Origin of the sequence: Streptomyces sp. CB02923 (assembly GCF_001905005.1) — a bacterium.
In the GTDB taxonomy this organism is placed as follows: domain Bacteria; phylum Actinomycetota; class Actinomycetes; order Streptomycetales; family Streptomycetaceae; genus Streptomyces.
Map to the genome: position 1 here is coordinate 1 of NZ_LWKZ01000002.1, position 21,686 is coordinate 21,686.

General features: G+C 72.5%; 22 protein-coding genes. 10 read left to right on the plus strand and 12 right to left on the minus strand.

Features of this window, described 5'->3' with window-relative positions; translation table 11 throughout:
• Nucleotides 1–378: 378 nt before the first annotated feature.
• On the minus strand, nucleotides 379–1,032 hold the full coding sequence (locus tag A6A06_RS06290; RefSeq protein ID WP_073759895.1) for a DNA-3-methyladenine glycosylase: 654 nt from the start codon (nucleotides 1,030–1,032) through the stop codon (nucleotides 379–381).
• Nucleotides 1,033–1,215: 183 nt separating this feature from the next.
• Between A6A06_RS06290 and A6A06_RS06295 the strand changes: the two genes are divergently transcribed.
• From A6A06_RS06295 to A6A06_RS06305, 3 genes are all read left to right on the plus strand, one after another.
• Nucleotides 1,216–1,998: a sporulation protein gene (locus A6A06_RS06295; RefSeq protein ID WP_073759897.1), complete on the plus strand. Its 783-nt coding sequence runs from the start codon at nucleotides 1,216–1,218 to the stop codon at nucleotides 1,996–1,998.
• Between the two features lie 122 nt (nucleotides 1,999–2,120).
• A complete protein-coding gene (locus A6A06_RS06300; RefSeq protein WP_073759899.1) occupies nucleotides 2,121–2,660 on the plus strand; it encodes a YbhB/YbcL family Raf kinase inhibitor-like protein in 540 nt (179 codons plus the stop codon).
• Nucleotides 2,661–3,117: 457 nt separating this feature from the next.
• Complete coding sequence (locus A6A06_RS06305) at nucleotides 3,118–3,621, plus strand: HNH endonuclease (protein WP_073759901.1); 504 nt, start codon at nucleotides 3,118–3,120, stop codon at nucleotides 3,619–3,621.
• 12 nt (nucleotides 3,622–3,633) lie between these two features.
• Here A6A06_RS06305 and A6A06_RS06310 read toward each other — a convergent pair whose 3' ends face one another.
• From A6A06_RS06310 to A6A06_RS06325, 4 genes are all read right to left on the minus strand, one after another.
• Nucleotides 3,634–4,401 (minus strand): sulfite exporter TauE/SafE family protein, encoded by a 768-nt coding sequence (locus tag A6A06_RS06310; protein ID WP_073759903.1) that lies wholly within the window; start codon nucleotides 4,399–4,401, stop codon nucleotides 3,634–3,636.
• 110 nt (nucleotides 4,402–4,511) lie between these two features.
• Entirely contained in the window at nucleotides 4,512–5,462 is a 951-nt protein-coding gene (locus A6A06_RS06315) for an SPFH domain-containing protein (protein ID WP_073759905.1), read from the minus strand.
• 138 nt (nucleotides 5,463–5,600) lie between these two features.
• A complete protein-coding gene (locus tag A6A06_RS06320; RefSeq protein WP_073759907.1) occupies nucleotides 5,601–6,011 on the minus strand; it encodes an NfeD family protein in 411 nt (136 codons plus the stop codon).
• A 67-nt stretch (nucleotides 6,012–6,078) separates the two neighbouring features.
• Nucleotides 6,079–6,870 (minus strand): ABC transporter ATP-binding protein, encoded by a 792-nt coding sequence (locus A6A06_RS06325; RefSeq protein WP_073760233.1) that lies wholly within the window; start codon nucleotides 6,868–6,870, stop codon nucleotides 6,079–6,081.
• 108 nt (nucleotides 6,871–6,978) lie between these two features.
• Between A6A06_RS06325 and A6A06_RS06330 the strand changes: the two genes are divergently transcribed.
• Nucleotides 6,979–7,800, plus strand: coding sequence for a hypothetical protein (locus tag A6A06_RS06330; protein WP_073759909.1), 822 nt, complete (start codon nucleotides 6,979–6,981; stop codon nucleotides 7,798–7,800).
• Between the two features lie 205 nt (nucleotides 7,801–8,005).
• On the opposite strand, the gene A6A06_RS06335 is transcribed toward A6A06_RS06330, so the two are convergent.
• From A6A06_RS06335 to A6A06_RS06350, 4 genes are all read right to left on the minus strand, one after another.
• Nucleotides 8,006–8,251, minus strand: coding sequence for a chaplin (locus A6A06_RS06335; RefSeq protein WP_073759911.1), 246 nt, complete (start codon nucleotides 8,249–8,251; stop codon nucleotides 8,006–8,008).
• Nucleotides 8,252–8,363: 112 nt separating this feature from the next.
• Nucleotides 8,364–8,603 (minus strand): chaplin, encoded by a 240-nt coding sequence (locus A6A06_RS06340; RefSeq protein WP_073759914.1) that lies wholly within the window; start codon nucleotides 8,601–8,603, stop codon nucleotides 8,364–8,366.
• Between the two features lie 221 nt (nucleotides 8,604–8,824).
• Nucleotides 8,825–9,454, minus strand: coding sequence for a response regulator (locus tag A6A06_RS06345; protein WP_073760235.1), 630 nt, complete (start codon nucleotides 9,452–9,454; stop codon nucleotides 8,825–8,827).
• A gap of 85 nt (nucleotides 9,455–9,539) precedes the next feature.
• Complete coding sequence (locus A6A06_RS06350) at nucleotides 9,540–10,715, minus strand: GAF domain-containing sensor histidine kinase (protein WP_073759916.1); 1,176 nt, start codon at nucleotides 10,713–10,715, stop codon at nucleotides 9,540–9,542.
• Nucleotides 10,716–10,909: 194 nt separating this feature from the next.
• Here A6A06_RS06350 and A6A06_RS06355 point away from each other — a divergent pair, with 194 nt between their 5' ends.
• From A6A06_RS06355 to A6A06_RS06370, 4 genes are all read left to right on the plus strand, one after another.
• Nucleotides 10,910–11,704, plus strand: coding sequence for an SDR family NAD(P)-dependent oxidoreductase (locus A6A06_RS06355; protein ID WP_073759918.1), 795 nt, complete (start codon nucleotides 10,910–10,912; stop codon nucleotides 11,702–11,704).
• Complete coding sequence (locus A6A06_RS06360; RefSeq protein WP_073759920.1) at nucleotides 11,701–12,819, plus strand: S-adenosylmethionine:tRNA ribosyltransferase-isomerase; 1,119 nt, start codon at nucleotides 11,701–11,703, stop codon at nucleotides 12,817–12,819. Before A6A06_RS06355 ends, A6A06_RS06360 begins: the two co-directional genes overlap by 4 nt.
• Before the next feature lie 16 nt (nucleotides 12,820–12,835).
• Nucleotides 12,836–13,537: a nitroreductase family protein gene (locus tag A6A06_RS06365; protein ID WP_199930730.1), complete on the plus strand. Its 702-nt coding sequence runs from the start codon at nucleotides 12,836–12,838 to the stop codon at nucleotides 13,535–13,537.
• A gap of 340 nt (nucleotides 13,538–13,877) precedes the next feature.
• The gene (locus tag A6A06_RS06370; RefSeq protein ID WP_073759924.1) at nucleotides 13,878–14,615 is read left to right on the plus strand and encodes a transglycosylase SLT domain-containing protein; all 738 of its coding nucleotides are present in this window, start codon (nucleotides 13,878–13,880) and stop codon (nucleotides 14,613–14,615) included.
• A gap of 118 nt (nucleotides 14,616–14,733) precedes the next feature.
• On the opposite strand, the gene A6A06_RS06375 is transcribed toward A6A06_RS06370, so the two are convergent.
• Nucleotides 14,734–17,370, minus strand: a complete 2,637-nt coding sequence (locus tag A6A06_RS06375) for an FHA domain-containing protein (protein ID WP_443333719.1) — start codon at nucleotides 17,368–17,370, stop codon at nucleotides 14,734–14,736.
• A gap of 243 nt (nucleotides 17,371–17,613) precedes the next feature.
• On the opposite strand from A6A06_RS06375, the gene A6A06_RS40680 reads away from it, so the two are divergent.
• Together A6A06_RS40680 and serB are read left to right on the plus strand one after the other, a co-directional pair.
• A complete protein-coding gene (locus A6A06_RS40680; protein WP_079193842.1) occupies nucleotides 17,614–19,623 on the plus strand; it encodes a streptophobe family protein in 2,010 nt (669 codons plus the stop codon).
• Between the two features lie 68 nt (nucleotides 19,624–19,691).
• Entirely contained in the window at nucleotides 19,692–20,939 is a 1,248-nt protein-coding gene (serB, locus tag A6A06_RS06385) for a phosphoserine phosphatase SerB (protein ID WP_073759928.1), read from the plus strand.
• A 4-nt stretch (nucleotides 20,940–20,943) separates the two neighbouring features.
• On the opposite strand, the gene A6A06_RS41465 is transcribed toward serB, so the two are convergent.
• Both A6A06_RS41465 and A6A06_RS06390 read right to left on the minus strand, forming a co-directional pair.
• Nucleotides 20,944–21,087, minus strand: coding sequence for a hypothetical protein (locus A6A06_RS41465; protein WP_199930731.1), 144 nt, complete (start codon nucleotides 21,085–21,087; stop codon nucleotides 20,944–20,946).
• A gap of 4 nt (nucleotides 21,088–21,091) precedes the next feature.
• On the minus strand, nucleotides 21,092–21,610 hold the full coding sequence (locus tag A6A06_RS06390; protein WP_073759930.1) for a SixA phosphatase family protein: 519 nt from the start codon (nucleotides 21,608–21,610) through the stop codon (nucleotides 21,092–21,094).
• Between the last annotated feature and the right edge of the window lie 76 nt (nucleotides 21,611–21,686).

Below are 21,686 nucleotides of genomic sequence, written 5' to 3' on the forward strand. Positions count from 1 at the left end.
CGGTTCCAACCTTACCAGATCGTTCGGCGTTTCCGCTTTCCGTATCTGGCTCCCTGCTGGAGCGGGGTGACCGTCCGGCTTTCGCTTTTCGGCCTTTCCGACTCTATCAGATCCGATTCGCAGTCCGTTTCCGGTCTGAATTCAGTTCCGATTCCCCGTCGGCGGGGTTTGTTGCTTGCCTTTCGGCGTGATCACTACTTTAGGCGAATTCCCGTGCAGCGCATAATCGCGCCGTGGTGTCGATTTTCGGCAAGCGAAAAAAGACCCCGCCGGGGTGATCGTTCGTAGGTAGTGGGTTCGCGTCGCTCGGCGGCCTGCGCAGACAGCGCTGCCCGTTTCAAGCGGCTCGGGCCACGTTAGGCGGTCCGGAGGGCAGAGTCAAGCAGCCCTGCTCCGGCGCTTGCGCGGCACGTGGGCGCGGTACGGGCTGACGGTGGGATCGCCGTCGATCCAGAAGCGCCACGGGTGCACGGCGCCCTCGCCGCTGATGCCCGTACGCGGGCCGTTGAGCACCTTCGCGGTGTCCGCCGGGTGGCCCTGTAGGACGGTGAGCGGCTGGTCCGGGTCGGTGGAGCAGATGTCCGTACCGTCCAGGGAGCGGTCGATGCCGAGGGCGGTGGCGAGCCGGGCCGGGCCCTTGGCCAGTTCGCGGGCGTTGCGTGCCTTCGGGCGGCGTTCGGTCGCCTGCCGGGTTCCGGTGAGCACTTCACCGGCGCGCAGCAGGACACCGCTGGCGGTGTCCTCCTTGTTGCAGACCAGGTTCAGGCTGAACCACATGCCGTAGATGAAGTACACGTACGCGTGGCCGGGCGGTCCGAACATCGAGGCGTTGCGCTCGGTGCGTCCCCGGTAGGCGTGGGAGCCCGGATCCGAGGATCCGTTGTAGGCCTCGACCTCGGTGATGCGCAGTTCCATCGGCCCCTGGGGAGTACGGCGTACGAGGGTGCGGCCGAGCAGCTCGGGCGCGACGTCCAGGACGGGACGGTCGAAGAAGTCCCGCGTGAGGGGACGGCGGTCCGGTGCGACGATCATGCGGATCAAGGGTAACGGAGAGCGACGCGAAGCACCGTGTGGGCGACTGGCCACCGGGGCGTTCCGTTGGGATGGTGTCGCTCACGGAACCGGCCGACCCCGCCCGGCGTGGGTAGCTGACGGACCGGCCGGGATCACGGCGCATCACACGAGGTACAGGCGTCTGCCTGGGGAGGAACGAGCATGGGGTTCAAGAAGCTGCTGGCCAGCTTGGGGGCCGGAGGCGCGTCGGTGGAGACGGTGCTCTTCGAGGAGAACGTCGTGCCGGGCGGAGTCGTGCAGGGCGAGGTGCGGATCCAGGGCGGTTCGGTCGCCCAGCAGATCGAGAAGCTGTCGGTGGGCCTGCAGGCGCGGGTGGAGGTGGAGAGCGGCCAGGAGGAGTACAAGAAGGACGTCGAGTTCACCCGGCTGCAGCTGGGCGGGGCCTTCGAGGTGCAGGCCGGTGCGGTGCACACGGTGCCGTTCGGGCTGGAGATCCCGTGGGAGACGCCGGTGACGACGTTCCTCGGGCAGCAGCTGCACGGGATGCACATCGGGGTGACCACGGAGCTGGCCATCGCCCGTGCGGTGGACTCCGGCGACCTCGATCCGGTCAGCGTGCATCCGCTGCCCGCGCAGCAGGCCCTGCTGGACGCCTTCGGCCGTCTCGGGTTCCGCTTCAAGAGCGCGGACCTGGAGCAGGGGCACATCCGGGGCACCCGGCAGCGGCTGCCGTTCTACCAGGAGATCGAGTTCCACGCGCCGCAGCAGTACCGCGGTCTGAACCAGGTCGAGCTGTCCTTCGTGGCGGACGACCGGGAGATGGACGTGGTGCTGGAGATGGACAAGAAGCCGGGGCTCTTCAGCGAGGGCAGTGACACGTACCGCTCGTTCGTGGTGCCGCTGAACGGGTTCGAGGCGACCGACTGGGCGGCGTACCTCAACCAGTGGCTGGCCGAGGTCGGTGGCAGGCGGAACTGGCTGTAGGAGCCGGGGCTCCGCCTCCGGCCGGGCGGCCGGGTGCCGCCCCCGGCCGGGCGCCCGCCGTCCGGCGCACAGGCTCTAACCTGGCCGGACAGGTGTCCATTCGCGACTCAGGAGGTGCCCAGGTGTCCGAGCTCAAGCGTCGGCCGCTCCCGCACGATTTCCATCCGCCGGTGGCCGGGTTCACCGTGGTGAGCGACGAGGTGACCGACGGCGGAACGCTCCCGTCGGCGCAGGTGCAGGCGGAGGGCAACACCTCGCCGCACCTGCGGTGGGAGGGCGCGCCGGAGGGGACCCGCAGTTACGCCGTCACCTGCTACGACCCGGACGCGCCGACCGGCAGCGGCTTCTGGCACTGGTCCGTCTTCGACATCCCCGCGTCGGTGACCGAGCTGCCCGCCGGTGCGGGCAGCGGTGACATGAAGGGCCTGCCGGAGGGCGCCGTCCACGTGCGCAACGACGCGGGGTCGCTGGATTTCACGGGTGCGGCGCCGCCGCCCGGTGACGGGCCGCACCGCTACGTCTTCACCGTGTACGCGGTGGACCAGGACCGGCTCGGTCCGGACGCGGACGCGACGCCGGCCGTGGTCGGCTTCATGCTGCGGTTCCACACGATCGGGCGGGCCCAGCTGATCGGCGAGTACGAGGTGCCGGCCGGGAGCTGAGCAGGGGACCGGTGTCCGGGCCGTCCGGAAGTGGACGGGCCGGACACCGGCCCTAAATCCGTTGCGCCCCGGCGCTTCCGCTCGCACAGTGGTGCATGGCTGGCAAACGGCTCGCAGGACGGCCGTCGGGCAGCCGGCACCGCAGCGGCGGAGGTGGCGGGGCGCAGGTGTGTCGCCGGTCGCCTGCCGGAGTCCGCTCTCGTGTCGGACGGCCGCGCCGGCTGCCATACGCTCCGGGGTCCCGGCGAACGCACGGGGGTGGGGCCCCGGAGCGTGCCGCCCGCTTCGCGCCGTGGCGTGCTTTTGTCCGCCCCCTTTCGCGCACTCGTACCTTCACCTCCCCGTCATCTCTCATCTCCCTTGTGGCGTGCGGAAATTGCGTTGTCCAGGGGATCACTGGAGCTGCACAGTGGAGCCACTTCGCCGAGCGGCGAACGGGGACCGGGAGGTGGACGGGATGCGCGAGACACTGGTGCTCAACGCCAGCTTCGAGCCGCTGGCGACGGTGTCGCTGCGGCGCGCGGTGGTGCTGGTCATGCAGGACAAGGCCGTGGTCGAGCAGGCGCATCCGGGGCTGCGGATCCGGGCCGCGGCGGTGGACGTACCGGTGCCGCGGGTGATCCGGCTCAGCAGGTACGTACGGGTGCCGTTCCGAAGACAGGCGGCGTGGTCGCGGCGGGGTGTGCTGGTGCGCGACCAGCACCGGTGCGGGTACTGCGGGCGGCGGGCGACGACCGTGGACCACATCGTGCCGCGGTCGCGCGGTGGCGGGGACAGCTGGCTGAACACGGTCGCGTCCTGCGCCGAGGACAATCACCGCAAGGCGGACCGGACTCCGGAGCAGGCGGGGATGCGGCTGCTGACCCGGCCGTTCGAGCCGACGCCCGCGGACGTTCTGGTGGCGGCGCTGGCCGGTTCCGTACGGGAGGAGCTGCCGGAGTGGCTGGGGCTGCCCGCGTAGCGCCCGTACGGGTCATTTCAGCAGCAGTTGGGTGATCGCCACGATGCCGACGGCGACGATCACCCCGCGCAGTACGGCCGGCGGCAGACGGCGGCCGATCTTGGCGCCGATCAGGCCGCCGAGGGCCGAGCCGGTGGCGATGAGGACGACGGCGAGCCAGTCGAAGTGCGCGACGAAGAGGAAGAAGAGCGCGGCGACGGCGTTGACGAGCAGGGTCAGGACGTTCTTGACGGCGTTGACGCGCTGGAGGCCGTCGCTCAGCAGCAGGCCCATCAGGGAGAGGTAGATGACGCCCTGGGCGGCGCCGAAGTAGCCGCCGTAGATGCTCGCGAGGAACAGGCCGGTCAGCAGCAGGGCACCACCGTCCGTACGGGCGGTGGTGCCGTTGCGTTCGCGGCGGGCGCGCAGCGCGGTGGCGAGGCGGGGCTGGACGACGACGAGGACCAGTGCCACGGCGATCAGGACGGGCACGATCGCGTCGAAGGCCTCGGAGGGCAGCGTCAGGAGCAGGGCGGCGCCGATCAGGCCGCCGGCCAGGGCCGCGGCGGCGAAGCGCAGTACGCGGCGCCCCTGGCCGGCCAGTTCGCGGCGGTAGCCGATGGCGCCGCTGAGTGAACCGGGTACCAGGCCGAGGGTGTTGGAGACGTTGGCGGTGACCGGTGGCAGGCCGGTGGCCAGCAGGACCGGGAAGGTGACCAGGGTGCCGGAGCCGACGACGACGTTCATCGCACCGGCGGCGCCGCCCGCCGCGAAGACGGCGAGCGCTTCCCAGACGGTCATACGAGCTCCCTCGTGCATGATCGGTACGGTCTCCCGATCATGCACCAGGGCCCGTCCCCGGGGCAGCGCTTTGCGCGCGCTGCCGGAGACGGGCCCTGGACGGGACCGTGTCAGTCGATGGTCGGCTGTTCGCGGTGGGGGGCGGACTTGGTCATGCCGGGACCGGCGGCCGGGGCGCCGCCGCCCGCGGGGTTGAAGCTGTTGATGGCGCCGCCGAGGCCCTTGAGGGCGTCGCCGATCTCGCTGGGCACGATCCAGAGCTTGTTGGCGTCGCCCTCGGCGATCTTCGGCAGCATCTGGAGGTACTGGTAGGACAGCAGCTTCTGGTCCGGGTCGCCGGCGTGGATGGACTCGAAGACCACGCGGATCGCCTGGGCCTCGCCCTCGGCGCGCAGCGCGGCGGCCTTGGCCTCACCTTCGGCGCGCAGGATCGAGGACTGCTTCTCACCTTCGGCGGTGAGGATCTGGGACTGCCGGACACCTTCGGCCTGGAGGATGGCGGCGCGCTTGTCACGGTCGGCGCGCATCTGCTTCTCCATCGAGTCCTGGATGGAGGTGGGCGGCTCGATCGCCTTGAGCTCGACGCGGTTGACGCGGATGCCCCACTTGCCGGTGGCCTCGTCCAGGACGCCGCGCAGGGCCGCGTTGATCTCCTCGCGGGAGGTCAGGGTCCGCTCCAGGTCCATACCGCCGATGATGTTGCGGAGGGTGGTGACGGTCAGCTGCTCGATGGCCTGGATGTAGCTGGCGACCTCGTACGTCGCGGCGCGGGCGTCGGTGACCTGGTAGTAGATGACGGTGTCGATGTTGACGACCAGGTTGTCCTGGGTGATCACCGGCTGCGGCGGGAAGGGGACGACCTGTTCACGCAGGTCGATGCGGTTGCGGATGGAGTCGATGAACGGGACGACGATGTTCAGGCCCGCGTTGAGGGTGCGGGTGTAGCGGCCGAAGCGCTCGACGATGGCGGCGCTGGCCTGCGGGATGACCTGGATCGTTTTGATGAGTGCGATGAAAACGAGCACCACCAGGATGATCAGGACGATGATGATCGGTTCCACTGCGGCTCCCCGGTCCCCTCGGTTACTGGCTTCGGCGGCCTGGGCCGGCCCTGTCTTGATCGAGTCTTCCAGAGCGACCGGCCGGCGCGCTGGCGGTTCGCCTCATCCGTGCGCTCGTATGACGACTGGCTTGAACGCTCACATGACGACCGCGGTGGCGCCCTCGATCTCCACCACGTCCACCTTCTGGCCCGGTTCGTAGACCTGGTCCGCGTCCAGCGCGCGGGCGGACCAGACCTCGCCGCCCAGCTTGACCCGGCCGCCGGCGGCGTCGACCCGCTCCAGGACCGTGGCCGAGCGGCCCTTGAGGGCGTCGATCCCCGAGGCCAGCTGCGGGCGTTGGTTCCGGTGGCGGTTGGCGATGGGGCGTACCACCGCGATGAGCGCCACCGAGACGGCGGCGAAGACGATGAACTGCATGACCGTGCCCCCGCCGAGGCCCGCGGTCACGGCGCCTGCGACGGCGCCGACCGCGAGCATCCCGAACTCCGGCATCGCGGTCACGACAAGCGGAATGCCCAGCCCTACGGCGGCGATGAGCCACCACACCCATGGATCCACGCCTTCATGGTAGATCCGCCGGACGGCCCGGGACAGGGGCCGTCCGGTCACGGTGTCAGGAGAGCGGCAGGCCCTGGGCGGTCCAGCGGTCGCCGTGGCGCTCGACGAGCAGCGGCAGACCGAAGCAGTGGGAGAGGTTGCTGGAGGTCAGCTCCAGGTCGAGCGGTCCGGCGGCGAGGACCTTGCCCTGGCGGATCATCAGGACGTGGGTGAAGCCCGGGGGAATCTCCTCGACGTGGTGCGTGACCATGATCATGGAGGGAGCGTACGGGTCGCGGGCGAGCCGGCCGAGGCGGCGTACGAGGTCCTCGCGGCCGCCGAGGTCGAGGCCGGCCGCGGGCTCGTCCAGGAGGAGCAGCTCGGGGTCGGTCATCATCGCGCGGGCGATGAGGGTGCGCTTGCGCTCACCCTCGGAGAGCGTGCCGAACTTCCGGTCGAGGTAGTCGTTCATGCCCAGGCGGTCGAGGAAGGCGCGGGCGCGCTGCTCGTCGATGTCCTCGTACTGCTCGCGCCAGCCGGCGGTCATGCCGTACGCGGCGGTGAGCACCGTCTGCAGGACGGTCTGGCTGCGCGGCAGCTTGTCGGCGAGGGCGACACCGGCCACGCCGATGCGCGGGCGCAGGTCGAAGACGTCGACCTTGCCGAGGGTCTCGCCGAGGACCGAGGCGGTGCCGGTGCTCGGGAAGACGTAGCTGGAGGCGACGTTGAGCAAGGTGGTCTTGCCGGCGCCGTTGGGGCCGAGGATCACCCAGCGCTCGCCTTCCTTGACCGACCAGGAGACCTGGTCCACCAGAGCCCGTCCTTCGCGGACCACGGATACGTCCACCAGCTCCAGCACATCGCTCATGAGCGCGTTGTCTCCCATTGCATCATCGGTCGTCTCGTGCGCCTGTGGGCGCATCCCCCCTGCAAACCTACGCCACTCGATGTCAGTGCCTGTCCTTAGGCTGGGGACATGCTCGATGAACCTCGTTCGGGACGCCTGGCCGCGTGGGGAAATGCCCTGTTGGCCGGGCTTGTCTCACCTGATGAAGCCGCGCAGCGGATCGCGGACGACGACGCGGTGCACCGCGTGCGGGGCCTGCCCGGGGAGCCGGGCCCGGTCGGGCTGACGCTCGCGCTGGGGCGGCTGCGGACGCTGGGGGCGACGGGCCTGCGGGTGGCGCTGCCGGTGCCGGGACATCCGCTGGGGCTGAGCGGCCCCCCGGAGTTCAACGCGCGGGCGATGGAGGCCGAGGAGGCGGTGCTGGCGTCCGGGGCAGCGCTGGGGCTCGTCCCGGAGGTGTGGGAGTCGGGCCCCGAGGGCGCCGCGCTCGCGCGCGAGGACGTGCATGTCGAGGTGGTCTGGCACTGCCTGCCCATACGGGACGCGCCTCCGGCGGACGTGCCCTCGCTCGGCGAGGCGGAGCGGGAGCTGGCGGAGGCGCTGCGGGAGGCCACCGAGGTGCTCTCCCGGCTGGACGTGGCCGGTTCCGGGCCGGTCGCGCAGGCGGCGCTGGAGGCGTACCGGGCGCGGGCGGAGGCCGGGCGGCAGGTGCTGGCGCCCGGCTATCCGCCGCGGGCGGTGCGGGTGCTGGAGCTGGCGCAGCGGGTCGGTGCGCTGATCGGCATCGCGCGGGGCGCGGGTGGTGAGGGGCAGGAGCACGGCGGGGCGGTGAGCGCGTCCGAGATGGCGGCGCGGGCCGAGGCGCTGCGCCCGGTGGAGCGCACGGCCCGGCGGGCGCAGGTCGCCGCGTACAACGCGTATGTGGAGGAGGCGGAGCGGCGCCGGGGGTGAGCCGGGGCGGCGGGCCGGGCGGGGCGGTCCGCTTCCGCAGGATCTCCGCTCCGGCCGCTGCCGTACGGGGAAGGCCCGGCCGTACGGGGAAGGCCCGGCCGTACGGGGAAACCCTGGCCGTACGGGGAAGGCCCCGGCCGGCCGGGGTGCGGTCGGGCGGGGCCTTCGGGTGGACGCGGGTGCGCGGTCCAGGGTGTGCCGTGGGTCAGTGGTTCGCGGCGGTGTTGCCGTGGGCCGGGTTGAGGACGCCCACGACGTTGACGGTGTTGCCGGAGATGTTCACGGGCACGTCCACGGGGATCTGTACGAGGTTGCCCGCGAGGACGCCGGGGGACTTGACGGCCGCGCCGTTGGCGTGCGCGTGCCCGGTCGCGGCGGCGGAGCCGGCGGCGGCACCGGCGGCCAGCCCGGCGGTGGCGAGAACGAGGGCGGCCTTCTTGGCGGTGTTCATGGAAGTGTTCCTCACGTGTCGGCCCGGGGCCGTGGGGTGGTGGTCGTCGGCTGCGCGGCGGGGCCGGCCCGTCGGGGGTGGGTGGCCGGGCCGGCCGGTGACGCGGAGGCGGTCAGGAGTTGTGGCTGCGGTTCCCGAAGGCCGGGTTCAGGACGCCGACGACCGAGACGGAGTTGCCGGTGACGTTGACCGGGATGTGCACCGGGACCTGGAGCAGGTTGCCGGAGGCGACGCCGGGGGAGTTCACGGCGTGGCCCTGCGCGACACCCTGGGCGGAGGCGATACCGGCACCGGCGACGGCGAGCCCGCCGGTCGCGATCGTGACGGCCACGGCCCTCTTGATGTTCTTCACTTCTCTGACCTCTCCTCACAACGGCCGCGGTCGACTTCCGCGGCACGCCATGGAGAACGGCCGGACGCCGGGTGGGTTGCGCCACACGGGTGACGTCCACCCGACGGTATGAATCTCGGATGGGATGACGCCGGACCGGCCCGTGCCCTGATAGTCGGATCACCGCCGGTCCCGGGCCCCGGACCGGCCGTCCGGCCCGGTCCGGTCCGGGGCCCGGTCCGTCAGGCGCCGATGCCGTGCCGGACCGCCCAGAGGGCGGCCTGGGTCCGGTCCGCGAGGTCGAGCTTCATCAGGATGTTCGACACGTGGGTCTTGACGGTCTTCTCGGACAGCACCAGCGCGCGGGCGATCTCGCGGTTGGAGCGGCCGTCCGCTATCAGGCCGAGGACCTCGCGCTCCCGGTCGGTCAGCGACGTCCCGCGGCCCTGGCCGTTGTTGCCCTCCTCCTGGGAGAGCAGCGCGCCGGCCACCTCGGGCTGGAGCAGGACGTGTCCGGCGTGTACGGAACGGATGGCACCGGCCAGCGCGTCCGGGTCCACGTCCTTGTAGACGTAGCCCGCGGCGCCCGCGCGGAGCGCCGGTACGACGGTGCGCTGCTCGGTGAAGCTGGTGACGACCAGCACGCGGGCCGCGTTGTTCAGTTCGCGCAGCTTGCGGAGGGCCTCGATGCCGTCCATGCCGGGCATCTTGACGTCCATCAGGACGACGTCCGGGCGCAGTTGCTCGGCGGCGGCGATGCCCTCGGCGCCGTCGGACGCCTCCCCCACCACCTCGATGTCGTCCTGAACCTCCAAAAAGGTGCGCAGCCCGCGGCGGACGACCTGGTGGTCGTCGACCAGCAGGACCCGGATGGCCCGCCCGTCGGCCGTCCCCGCCCTCCGTTCGGCACTCCCCCGGGCTTCGTCCGGGGGGACCCCCGTCGCGCCCCTCGCGTCTTCACCCACCGGGTACCTCCATCTCGACAGCGGTGCCCTTGCCGGGCTCCGATTTCACGGTGAGCCGGCCGCCGACGCCGCTCGCCCGGTCGCGCATCGACACCAGGCCCAGGTGCCGCCCGGCGCGGCGGACCGCGCGGGTGTCGAAGCCGCAGCCGTCGTCGGCGACGCGCAGCAGGGCGCCCTGGCCGTGCCGTACGAGGGTCACCTCGACGCGGTCGGCGCCGGAGTGCCGCAGGGCGTTGTGCAGGGCTTCCTGGGCGACGCGCAGCAGTGCTTCCTCCTGGGCGGCGGGCAGGGCCCGTACGCCCTGGGCCTCGAAGGTGACGCGTGCGTGGTGGGCGCGGTCCAGGACCTGGGTCTGGGAGCGCAGGGTGGCGACGAGGCCGTCCTCGTCCAGGGCGGCGGGGCGCAGTTCGACGACGGCGGCCCGCAGTTCGTCGGCGGCTTCCGCGGCGAGGGCGGCGACCTGCTGCAACTCGTCCTTGGCGCGGGCCGGGTCACGGTCGACGAGGGCGGTGACGGCCTGGGCGGTCAGCCGGAGCGAGAAGAGTTTCTGGGCGACGGCGTCGTGCAGTTCGTGGGCGAGCCGGGCGCGCTCCCCCGCGATGGTCAGTTCGCGGCTGCGCTCGTACAGGCGGGCGTTGGTCAGGGCGATGGCGGCGTGCTGGGCGAGTATGCCGAGCAGCCGTTCGTCCTCGGAGGTGAAGCCGCAGCCGCCCGCGGGCTTGGGGCACCTCTTGTTGGCGAGGAAGAGCGCGCCGAGGATCTCGTCGCCGTCGGCGACCGGCAGGCCGAGGAAGTCGGACATGTCCGGGTGGGCGGCGGGCCAGCCGCCGAAGCGGGGGTCGGCGCGGACGTCGGCGAGCCGCTCCGGGGTGGCGTTGTGCAGCATCGCGGCGAGGATGCCGTGCTGGCGGGGCAGCGGGCCGATGGCCTTCCACTGCTCCTCGCTGACGCCGTCGACGACGAACTGGGCGAAGCCTCCGTGGTCGTCGGGCACGCCGAGGGCGGCGTACTCGGCGTCGAGCAGTTCGCGCGCGGAGGCGACGATCGTCTTGAGGACGTCGCGTACCTCCAGGTGCCGGCTCATGGCGAGGATCGCGCTGCTCACGGCGGGGATTCCGGCGCCCGGCCCGTCTCCCGGTCCGCGTCCGTCTCCCGGTCCGTTGGTCATGGCTTCACGGTACCGGCGGCCCGTGCCGCCCGTATCGGACCACCGGCGCTCTTCGGTTAGGTCCACCGCCCTAGGGCGAAGTGCCCTGCGCCGCCCCGCCCGCTGCCCGTGGTGGCCCGGTCCGCCCGGTTCCTAGCGTGAGTGGCAAGGAAGCGCGTCGAGACGGAGCCGAGACGGAGAGGCGGTACGGGGGCATGCCGGTGGCGGTCATCACGGGGGCATCGAAGGGGCTGGGGCGTGCGCTGGGTGCGGCGCTGGCCGGGCGTGGCTGGGATCTGGTGGTGGACGCCAGGTCGGCCGGGCCGCTGGAGGAGGCGGCGCGCGGGCTGCGCCGGGCGGGGGCGCGGGTGGTGGCGCGGCCCGGGGACGTGACGGACGCGGCGCACCGGGCGGAGCTGGTGGCCGCGGCGCGGGAGCTGGGCGGGCTGGATCTGCTGGTGAACAACGCGAGTGTGCTGGGCGTCGAGCCGCTGGTGCGGCTGGAGGAGCATCCGCTCGACGGGCTGCGGGCGGCGCTGGAGGTCAATGCGGTGGCGCCGCTGGGGCTCGTGCAGGAGGCGCTGCCGCTGCTGCGGGGCTCGTCGCTCTTTGGGGCGTCGACGGCTTCTCCTTATATAGGGGACGGCAATGCTCCTTCTTCTTATATGGGGGCAGAGTCCCGCAAAGCGCCGGGCGCCGGTGGGGCCGTGCTCAACATCAGTTCTGACGCGGCGGCCGAGGCGTACCCGGCCTGGGGCGGTTACGGGGCGGCCAAGGCGGCGCTCGACCAGCTCTCGGCGGTGCTGGCGGTCGAGGAGCCTGGGCTGCGGGTGTGGTGGGTGGATCCGGGCGACATGCGCACGGATCTGTACGCGGCGGCCGTGCCCTCCGACGACGGCGCCACGCGCCCGCTGCCCGAGACGGTCGTACCGGCGCTGCTGCGGCTGCTGGACGCCGGTGCGGCCAGCGGACGGTACGCGGCCTCGGCCCTGCTGGACGGTGCCCGGTGACCGCCGAGGTGCTCCGGGTGCCGCCGGAGCTGTCGGCCCGGGAGCCCGCCGAGCAGCGCGCGCCCGGCCGGGGGCGGGACGCGGTGCGCCTCCTGGTCAGCCGGGGCGCGGCGGAGCCGGCGCACCACGCGTTCCGGGAGCTGCCGCGGCTGCTGTCGGCCGGGGACGTGCTGGTGGTGAACACGTCGCGCACCCTGGCGGCGGCGCTGGACGGCCGGACCGGGGACGGGCGGGGCCGTGGTGAGCCGGTGGTGGTGCATTTCTCGACGCGGGCGGACCGCCGGTACCCGCGGCCGGAGGCGGCGGCCGGGGACTGGGCGGTGGAGCTGCGGACGCCGGACGGCTGTGGCAGTACCCGGCAGCGGGCGGGCGGCCCGGCGGGCACGGAGGTGCGGCTGCCGGGCGGCGCGCGGCTGACGCTGCGGGCGCCGGTGGACCCCGGGAGCGTACGGCTGTGGTGGGCGCGGGCGTCCGGGGCGCCGGTCCAGGAGTTGCTGCGCCGGTACGGGCGGCCGATCCGGTACGGCTACACGGACCGGGACCAGCCGCTGTCCGCGTACCAGACGGTGTTCTCGGTGGGTTCGCCCGACGGCGGCGGCAGCGCGGAGATGCCGAGTGCGGCGCGGCCGTTCACCGCGTCCCTGGTGGCGCGGCTGGTGAGCAGGGGGGTGCAGATCGCGCCGGTGACGCTGCACACGGGGGTGGCGTCGGCGGAGGCGTACGAGCCGCCGTACCCGGAGCGGTTCGCGGTGCCGCCGTCCACGGCGTGGCAGATCAACGCGGCGCGGGCGGGTGGCGGCCGGGTTGTCGCGGTGGGGACGACGGCCGTACGGGCGCTGGAGAGCGCGGCCGGCGTGGACGGGCGGATCCGGGCGGCGTCCGGGTGGACCGATCTGGTCGTCACCCCGGAGCGCGGGGTGTGGGCGGTGGACGGGCTGCTGACCGGGCTGCACGAGCCGCAGGCGTCGCATCTGCTGATGCTGGAGGCGGTCGGGCGGGCGGCCGCGGGCGGCGCGGCCTTCGGCGACGCGCTGTGCCGGGCGTACGCGGAGGCCGTACGGCACCGCTACCTGTGGCACGAGTTCGGGGATCTCCATCTCGTGCTGCCGTCCTGAGCACCAGACTCGGAGCATGTCGACACCCACGAGGAACTGGACACCGACCCACGGCGATCCCTACCGGTCGGTGCCGTATCACCCCGAGCGGATACCGGCCGGCGAATCGCTGGCCCGTGCCGCCGAGCTGCGCGAGCGGATGGACCGGCGGCGGACGGTCCGGCAGTTCTCCGCCGATCCGGTGCCGGAGCAGGTGGTGCGGGACGCCATCGCCTGCGCGGCCACCGCGCCTTCCGGCGCGCATCAGCAGCCCTGGACGTTCGTCCTGGTCAAGGACCCGGAGGTGCGGCGGCGCATCCGGGAGGCGGCAGAGGAGGAGGAACGTGTCTCCTACGCGGGCAGGCTCGGCGCGGAGTGGCTGGCGGCGCTGCGGCCGCTGGGCACGGACGAGATCAAACCGCATCTGACCGACGCACCCCATCTGATCGTCGTCTTCGAGCAGCGGTACTGGCTGGGCGAGGACGGCGCCAAGCACAAGCACTACTACGTGGACGAGTCGGTGGGCATCGCGGTCGGGATGCTGCTGTCCGCGCTGCACCTGTCGGGCCTGGCGGCGCTGGTGCACACACCGAGCCCGATGCGCTTCCTCCAGGAGGTGCTGGGGCGGCCCGCGAACGAGAAGGCGTTCGCCGTGATCCCGGTCGGATATCCGGCGAAGGACTGTCGCGTACCGGATCTGGTCCGAAAGACCCTGGACCAGGTGCTGGTGGAGATCTAATTCACTGACACAGTGTGCGGGCGCAATCACACCGGGCAATTAAACCTCTTGCCCGGTGTGACGCCGCACATAGGACCCAGGTCACTTACGAACGGCATTAGTGGCTTTATGTCGGGCGTATGACCTTCGGATGATGCGGGGTACACCTGGGGCGGACCCGGCCGGGACGCGAGATCAGCACCCCGGGTTCCACTAACCGGGATCGTAAATCGGCTCTTTGCTCGGCGAATTTTCGGCCGCTAACAATGACTCCCGTCGCTCGGCGCCGTGGACAGAACTCGGCGTGCATCGCCTCCCCCGGCCACAGCGGCGCACCCCATTGGAAGAGGTCTGACCCCGCATGCCCAAGCACGCCATCCCCGGCTACGCCCGCCTGAACCGGACGCACAAGCTCTCGGCCGCCGGCGTCGCCGCAGCCGGTGCCGCCGCCCTGGTCTTCGCCGTCGTACCGGGTTCGGCCGACGCCAAGGAGGGCAACGACCAGGCCGCCGTCCAGAACGTCAAGCCGGTCGCCTTCAGCGCGGTCGACAACGCCGCCAAGACCCAGCAGGACACCATCGGCAAGCAGGCGGACGCCTCCGCCCAGCAGGCCGAGAAGGACGCCGCCGAGGCCAAGAAGAAGGCCGCGGACGAGGCCAAGGCCAAGGAGGAGGCCGACGCCAAGGCCAAGGCCGACCAGGAGCGCAAGGACCAGGAGACCGCGAGCCGCTCCTCCGACCGCGCCGCCGCGCCCGCCCCCGAGCAGGCCAAGACGTACAGCAACGACCTGGACGGCTGGATCCGGGAGTCGCTGGACATCATGCAGAAGCAGGGCATCCCCGGCTCGTACGAGGGCATCCAGCGCAACATCATGCGCGAGTCGACCGGCAACCCGCAGGCCGTCAACGGCTACGACTCCAACGCGCAGCAGGGCACCCCGTCCAAGGGCCTGCTCCAGGTCATCGACCCGACCTTCCAGGCGTACCACGTCGACGGCACGTCCTGGGACATCTTCGACCCGGTCGCCAACATCACCGCCGCGTGCAAGTACGCCGCCGCGACCTACGGCTCGATGGACAACGTCGACTCGGCGTACTGAGCCGGACCGGCGCGCCGCGCAGGCCCGCCGCCCGTCCGCTTCAGGACGCGAGACCGCCGAGGGGCGGCACCCGCCAGTGGTGGGTGCCGCCCCTCGGCGGTCGTCGTCGTGCCGTGCGCTACTTGCGCATGACCTCCGGCTCGTGGCGGCGCAGCAGCCGGGCCACCACGAAGGCGAGGGCCACGCCGAGCGCCAGCAGGATGATCATGTCCATGCCGTAGACGCTCGCCTCGTGCTTCCACAGCGGGTCGGGGTTGCCCGCCTCCCACGGCAGCAGCGTGTTCATGTCGGCGGTCGCGCCCATCGCGGCCACCGCCCAGCGCGACGGCATCAGCCAGGCCACCTGCGCGACACCGACCGTGTCGAAGAGCTGGAAGAGCACGCCGGTGAAGACCACCTGGACGATGGCGAACATGACCAGCAGCGGCATGGTCTTCTCGGCGGTCTTGACCAGCGCCGAGATGATCAGGCCGAACATCATCGAGGTGAAGCCGAGCGCGATGACCGCGAGCCCCATCTCGACGGCCGGCGCGTGGGTGAACAGCACGCCCTCGGTGGGCATCTTGCGCGGGGTGAAGCCGATCGCCGCGATGATCACGCCCTGGAAGGCGGTGACCACGCCGAGCACGATGACCTTGGACATCAGGTACGCGGAGCGCGACAGGCCGGTGGCCCGTTCGCGCTCGTAGATGACCCGCTCCTTGATCAGCTCGCGGACCGAGTTGGCGGCGCCCGAGAAGCACATGCCGACCGCCAGGATCAGCATGATCGTGCTGGCGTCGCGGTTGGGGCCCTTGGGCCCGTATCCCAGGCCGTTCGGGCTGGGGATGAGGATGGAGACCACGCCGAGCACGGCCGGCAGGATCAGCATCAGGCCCAGGAAGCCGCGGTCGGAGGCGAGCACGGAGACGTAGCGCCGCATCAGCGTCCACAGCTGCGAACCCCAGCTCTGGGACTTCTGCATCCGGGCCGGGGGTGCCTGGACCGACACCGACTGCGGGGCGACGGCGTCGATGTCCGCCGCGTACATCTGGTAGTGCGGGGAGCCGCGCCAGCGGCCCATCCAGTCGTAGTCACGGTAGTTCTCGAAGGCGGAGAAGACGTCCGCCCAGGTGTCGTACTGGAAGAAGTTCAGCGCCTCTTCCGGCGGTCCGAAGTAGGCCACGCCGCCGCCCGGCGCCATCACCAGCAGCTTGTCGCACAGGGCCAGCTCGGCGACGGAGTGGGTGACCACCAGGACCGTGCGGCCGTCGTCGGCGAGGCCGCGCAGCAGCTGCATGACGTCGCGGTCCATGCCCGGGTCGAGGCCGGAGGTCGGCTCGTCCAGGAATATCAGGGACGGCTTGGTCAGCAGCTCCAGGGCGACCGAGACGCGCTTGCGCTGGCCGCCGGACAGGGAGGTGACCTTCTTGTCCTTGTGGATGTCCAGCTTGAGCTCGCGCAGCACCTCGTCGATCCGGGCCGTGCGCTCGGCCTCGGCGGTGTCGCCGGGGAAGCGCAGCTTGGCCGCGTACTTGAGGGCCTTCTGGACGGTCAGCTCCTTGTGGAGGATGTCGTCCTGCGGGACCAGGCCGATGCGCTGGCGCAGCTCGGCGAACTGCTTGTAGAGGTTGCGGTTGTCGTAGAGGACGTCGCCCTGGTCGGCGGGCCGGTAGCCGGTCAGCGCCTTGAGCAGGGTGGACTTGCCGGACCCGGACGGGCCGATCACCGCGACCAGCGACTTCTCCGGGACGCCGAAGGAGACGTCCTTGAGGATCTGCTTGCCGCCGTCGACCGTCACGGTCAGGTGGCGGGCGGAGAAGGAGACCTCGCCGGTGTCGACGAACTCCTCCAGCCGGTCGCCGACCAGCCGGAACGTGGAGTGGCCGACGCCGATGATGTCGTTCGGGCCGACCGGGGCCTTGCCGGACCTGGGGACCGGCTGGCCGTTGATGTACGTGCCGTTGTGGCTGCCGAGGTCGTGGATCTCGAAGCGGCCGTCGGGCGTGGCCCGGAACTCGGCATGGTGCCGGGAGACCTGGAGGTCGGAGACGACCAGCTCGTTCTCCAGCGCGCGGCCGATGCGCATGACGCGGCCGAGGTCGAGGCGGTGGAAGGTGGTCGGGCTGCGGTCGCCGTAGACCGGCGGGGCGGCGGCGTGGGAGCGGTCCGCGGAGGGCTGCTGGGCGGCCGGGGGCCCGCCGTGGGGCGGCTGCTGCGGGGCGTACGCGGCCTGCGGCGGCTGGTTCCAGCCCTGCTGCGGCACCTGGTGGGCCGGGGCCTGGTGCGGTACCTGGTGTGCGGGGGGCTGATGGGCCGGGGGCTGATGGGCCGGGGGCTGATGGGCGGGCGCCTGGTGGACCGGCGGCTGCTGGGCCTGCGGCGGCGCGGCCCAGCCGGGGCCGCCCTGCTGCTGCGGCGCGGGCCGGGCCTGCGGCGAGGCCATCGCGGTCTGCGCGCCGTGCACGCCGGGGGCCGGCGCGGCGCTGCCGGACAGGCTCAGCCGCGGGCCGTCCGTGGCGTTGCCGAGGTGCACCGCGGAGCCGGGGCCGATCTCCATCTGGTGGATGCGCTGCCCCTGGACGTACGTGCCGTTGGTGCTGCCCTGGTCTTCGATGACCCAACTGCGCCCGCCCCAGCGCACGGTGGCGTGCCGCCAGGAGACCCTGGCGTCGTCCAGCACCATGTCGCCCTGCGGATCTCTGCCCAGGCTGTAGGACCGGGACGGGTCGAGCGTCCAGGTCCGTCCGTTCAATTCGAGTACGAGTTCAGGCACTCCATGCCCCATTACATAGTCCCCCGAGTGACGCCCTGTATGGGAAGTCTAGGGATGGCGAACATCGTGAGGAACTATTTCAGGCGCGGTGCCCGGAGCCAAAAAACCCGCCGCGCAAGGTCCTGAGCCGCGTGCGTTGACGGCGGCGAAAGGCCCACGGAGAGTGGTAAGTGCCCACGGATGCATACGGATCATGGCATCTCGCGCGTTCGGGGCGACCCGTCTCGGATCGGGGGGCTGTCGATGACCGCCGCGAGGACCGCGGGAATCCGCTGGGGCGACGTGGTGCTGTCCGCCGTCGCCGCGGTCAGCTGGGCATTCCTGGCGATGGCCGGGGTGGCCGCGCTGGGCCTGCACCTGCTGGGCGCCGACTCGGCGGCGTCGCTCGGGCCGTTGACGGCCGCGGCGGTGGTGCTGGCCGTGGGCGGCTCGGTGACACCGTCGGGCGAGGTGAGCGCCTTCGGGCTGGACGGGCAGGCGGCCCGGTCCGCCGTCGACATCGCCCCGTTGGGCGTGAGCCTGGTGGGTGCCCTGGTGCTGGGGTGGGTGTTCGCCCGCTCGCTGCGCCGGGCCGGCGCGACCATCGGCGGAGGCGAACTGGCCGCCAGGGCCGCGGCGTCGGCGGCGCTGTTCGTCGCGCTGCTGGCCTTCCTGGCCTGGGCCGGGCACGACTCCGTGACGATCGACGGCAAGACGCTGGCCGGGCTGGGCGGGCTCGTCGGGGACGGGGGCACGGGAGGCGGGAGCGGTGACGGCGGCCTGCTGGACCGGCTGCGGGACGGCCTGGGCGGCCTCGGGATCGGGGACGGGGGCGGGGGCGGCGGCGACAGCGGCGGGCTGCCGGAGCGGATCGCCGACCTCATCGGCGCCGAGGCGTCCGTCGGGTTCGCGGTGAACACCGGCGCCTCCCTCGCCGGCGGCGCGGTGTGGGTGCTGGGCGTGCTGGCCATCACGGTGCTGGCGTCCCGGCGGGCGCCGCTGCCCCGCGCGCTGGAGGCGGCGCACCGCTCCGTACGGCCCGCGGCGTCGGCGCTGGTCACGGTGGCGCTGGTGGCGGTGGCCGCGGGGCTGGCGGCCGCCGGGTACGCGGCTGTCGGCGACGACCACCCCCGGCGCGTGCTGGGTGCGGCGCTGCTCGCCGCGCCGAACGGCGTGTGGCTCGGGATTCCGCTGGGACTCTTCGTCCCCTGGCACGGCAGTGCGTCCGGCGTGCTCACCCGGTTCCTCCCCGATCCGGTGGACCGGCTGCTCGACGGGCGGAACGAGGCGCAGCTGACCATCGGGCGGCTCGCCGAGCTGGACGGGCGTGTGTGGCTGCTGCCGGTCGCCGCCGCGCTGATGATGCTGCTCGCGGGCGTGCTCACGGCGGTCCGTACGCCGCGCGACGGTGCCCGGACGCTGCCGTTCGTGCTGCGCTGCGCGGCGGGGCTGGGCGCGCTGACGGCACTGACCCTGCCGCTGCTGGTGCATCTGACCGGCGTCTCGGCGAACGCGAGCCTGTCCGTCTTCGGGTTCGACGCCTTCGGGGCCGGCCTGGAGCTGCGCGGGAGCGTGGCGGCGGCGTTCGCGCTGGGGGCGGTGTGGGGTGCGGTGGCGGGCCTGGTGGGCGGGCTGCTGGCGTGTGCCACCGGGGCTGCCGGGCGGCGGGCGGTACGGCTGCCGGACCGTGCGGAACCGCCGCCGGGGGGCGTACGGGAGGAGGGCGTACAGGGGTACGGCGATGCTTCGGCCGCCCGGATGCGGGAGTACGGCCGTTCCGATTCCCGGGACTATCCCGACGCCGCCTACGGGCCCGGCCCGTACCGCCCCTCACCCGGGTACCGGCCGTCGCACGCCGACACGAACCCGTACCTGCGTCCGCCGCCGGGCGAGGAGCCGTCCAGGTCCCCTTCCCCTCCCCCGGGCGGTCCGCCGCCCGCGCAGGCTCCGCGCAGGCAGAGCTGGCCGCCGCCACCGCCGGGGCAGCCTCCGCAGACGCAGACCTGGCCGCCGCCGCCCGCGCAGCCCCCGCGCACCCAGGACTGGGGCCCGCCGCCCGCCGGGCACGCGGCGCCGACGGCGCGCCGCCCCGGGAGCAGGCCGCCGGAGGCTCCCCCGGCGCCCGAGACGCACCCCACGGTGGGCGGCGGTTACGGGCCGCCCCCTCCCCCGCGTCCCCCGGTGCCGCCGAAACCGCGCGGCAGGCCGCGGCAGCGGCGCGATGACCCGCCCGACGGGCCACCGCCGCCCGTGCGGCCGGAAGAAGGGCGCTGAGCTGCGGAGCGTCCGTACCACGGACACCTGTACGGGGGCCGGCGCGGGCCGGTTACCGTAAGAGCACCATGAGCGCATCGCAGATCCCGCCTGCCACCGCCGTACCGGGCGACGACGTACCGACCCTTCTCGTCAAGATCTTCGGCAAGGACCGGCCCGGCATCACCGCCGGGCTCTTCGACACCCTCGCCGCCTACTCCGTCGATGTCGTCGACATCGAGCAGGTGGTGACCCGGGGCCGCATCGTGCTGTGCGTGCTGGTCACCTCCCCCGTTCCGGCCGGCGGCTCGTCCGGTGTCACCGAGGGCGACCTGCGCGCCACCGTGCACAGCTGGGCCGAGTCGCTGAACCTCCAGGCCGAAATCATTTCCGGCATCGGCGACAACCGGCCGCGTGGCACCGGCCGCTCGCACGTCACCGTGCTCGGCCACCCGCTCACCGCGGAGTGCACCGCCGCCATCGCGGCCGCGATCACCGGGACCGGCGGCAACATCGACCGTATCTTCCGGCTCGCCAAATACCCCGTCACCGCCGTGGAGTTCGCGGTATCCGGCACGGCGACCGAGCCGCTGCGCACCGCGCTGGCCACCGAGGCGGCCGCGCTCGGCGTGGACGTCGCGGTGGTCGCCTCCGGGCTGCAGCGCCGGGCGCAGCGGCTGGTCGTCATGGACGTCGACTCCACCCTCATCCAGGACGAGGTCATCGAGCTGTTCGCGGCGCACGCGGGCTGCGAGGCGCAGGTCGCCGAGGTCACCGCGGCGGCGATGCGCGGCGAGCTGGACTTCGAGGAGTCGCTGCACGCCCGCGTCGCGCTCCTGGAGGGGCTGGACGCCGGGGTGGTGGAGCTGGTGCGCAAGGAGGTACGTCTGACTCCCGGCGCGCGGACGCTCGTCCGTACCCTCAAGCACCTCGGGTACCAAGTCGGTGTCGTCTCGGGCGGCTTCACGCAGGTCACCGACGCGCTCCAGGAGGAGCTGGGGCTGGACTTCGCGTCCGCCAACACGCTGGAGATCGTGGACGGCAAGCTCACCGGCAGGGTGACCGGCGAGATCGTGGACCGGGCGGGCAAGGCCCGGCTGCTGCGCCGTTTCGCGCACGAGGCCGGCGTGCCGCTCGCGCAGACCGTCGCGATCGGCGACGGCGCCAACGACCTGGACATGCTGAACGCGGCGGGCCTGGGCGTCGCCTTCAACGCCAAGCCGCTGGTGCGCCAGGCCGCGCACACGGCGGTGAACGTGCCGTTCCTGGACACCGTGCTGTATCTGCTGGGCATCACCCGCGAAGAGGTCGAGGCGGCGGACACCCACGACGACTGAGGGCTCACGTCCGCACGAGGACCTGCGTACACACCAGGACCTGCGTACGCACGAGGACCTGCGTACTCACGAGGACCCGCATACGCACGAGGGCTCCGGCGCACACGGCGTCGGAGCCCTCTTCCGTACGGCGGCGTTGCCGGGTCACCGGATCATGCGTGCGGCGCCCAGAAGGCGCTCAGGCGGCCGACGCCGTGCTCGACCGTCTTCCAGGAGCCGGTGAAGGACAGGACGGCGATGGCGGCGGTCGGGAAGCCGCTGCGGTTCATCCGGGGCAGCAGGTCGCCCTCCGCCTCGCCCGCGAGCGCGTCGGCGAGCGCGTGCATCCCGGGGTTGTGGCCGACCAGCATCAGGTCGTCCACCTCGTCGGAGGTCTCGTTCAGCAGCGCGATCAGTTCGCCGAGGGAGGCCTCGTACAGCCGCTCCTCGTAGACGGTCCGGGGCCGCTGCGGCAGCTCGCCCACGACGAGCTTCCAGGTTTCGCGCGTTCGGGCGGCGGTCGAGCACAGGGTCAGATCGGGAGAGATCCCGGCTCCGGCCAGCCAGTGACCGGCGACCGGGGCTTCCTTGCGGCCTCGCTCCGCGAGGGGGCGCTCGTGGTCGCTCTCCTGCGACCAGTCGGCCTTGGCATGGCGGAGAAGGACAATCCGGCGAGGTGTTTCGGCGCTCATGTGTCCAGCTTCGCACGAAACGCAGCGCGGGGCGCGAGGTGTTGGGGCGCTCCCTCCGCAGGGTGAACGTGCCGCG

Excerpts from the sequence above, each read along its gene's own strand:
- A6A06_RS06390 (WP_073759930.1), bottom strand. The coding sequence starts at position 21,610 with ATGAGCGCCGAAACACCTCGCCGGATTGTCCTTCTCCGCCATGCCAAG.
- A6A06_RS06325 (WP_073760233.1), bottom strand. The coding sequence starts at position 6,870 with ATGAGCGATGTGCTGGAGCTGGTGGACGTATCCGTGGTCCGCGAAGGA.
- A6A06_RS06330 (WP_073759909.1), top strand. The coding sequence starts at position 6,979 with ATGCTCGATGAACCTCGTTCGGGACGCCTGGCCGCGTGGGGAAATGCC.
- A6A06_RS06310 (WP_073759903.1), bottom strand. The coding sequence starts at position 4,401 with ATGACCGTCTGGGAAGCGCTCGCCGTCTTCGCGGCGGGCGGCGCCGCC.
- A6A06_RS40680 (WP_079193842.1), top strand. The coding sequence starts at position 17,614 with ATGACCGCCGCGAGGACCGCGGGAATCCGCTGGGGCGACGTGGTGCTG.
- serB (WP_073759928.1), top strand. The coding sequence starts at position 19,692 with ATGAGCGCATCGCAGATCCCGCCTGCCACCGCCGTACCGGGCGACGAC.
- A6A06_RS06290 (WP_073759895.1), bottom strand. The coding sequence starts at position 1,032 with ATGATCGTCGCACCGGACCGCCGTCCCCTCACGCGGGACTTCTTCGAC.
- A6A06_RS06370 (WP_073759924.1), top strand. The coding sequence starts at position 13,878 with ATGCCCAAGCACGCCATCCCCGGCTACGCCCGCCTGAACCGGACGCAC.
- A6A06_RS06295 (WP_073759897.1), top strand. The coding sequence starts at position 1,216 with ATGGGGTTCAAGAAGCTGCTGGCCAGCTTGGGGGCCGGAGGCGCGTCG.
- A6A06_RS06305 (WP_073759901.1), top strand. The coding sequence starts at position 3,118 with ATGCGCGAGACACTGGTGCTCAACGCCAGCTTCGAGCCGCTGGCGACG.
- A6A06_RS06365 (WP_199930730.1), top strand. The coding sequence starts at position 12,836 with ATGTCGACACCCACGAGGAACTGGACACCGACCCACGGCGATCCCTAC.
- A6A06_RS06335 (WP_073759911.1), bottom strand. The coding sequence starts at position 8,251 with ATGAACACCGCCAAGAAGGCCGCCCTCGTTCTCGCCACCGCCGGGCTG.
- A6A06_RS06350 (WP_073759916.1), bottom strand. The coding sequence starts at position 10,715 with ATGACCAACGGACCGGGAGACGGACGCGGACCGGGAGACGGGCCGGGC.
- A6A06_RS06355 (WP_073759918.1), top strand. The coding sequence starts at position 10,910 with ATGCCGGTGGCGGTCATCACGGGGGCATCGAAGGGGCTGGGGCGTGCG.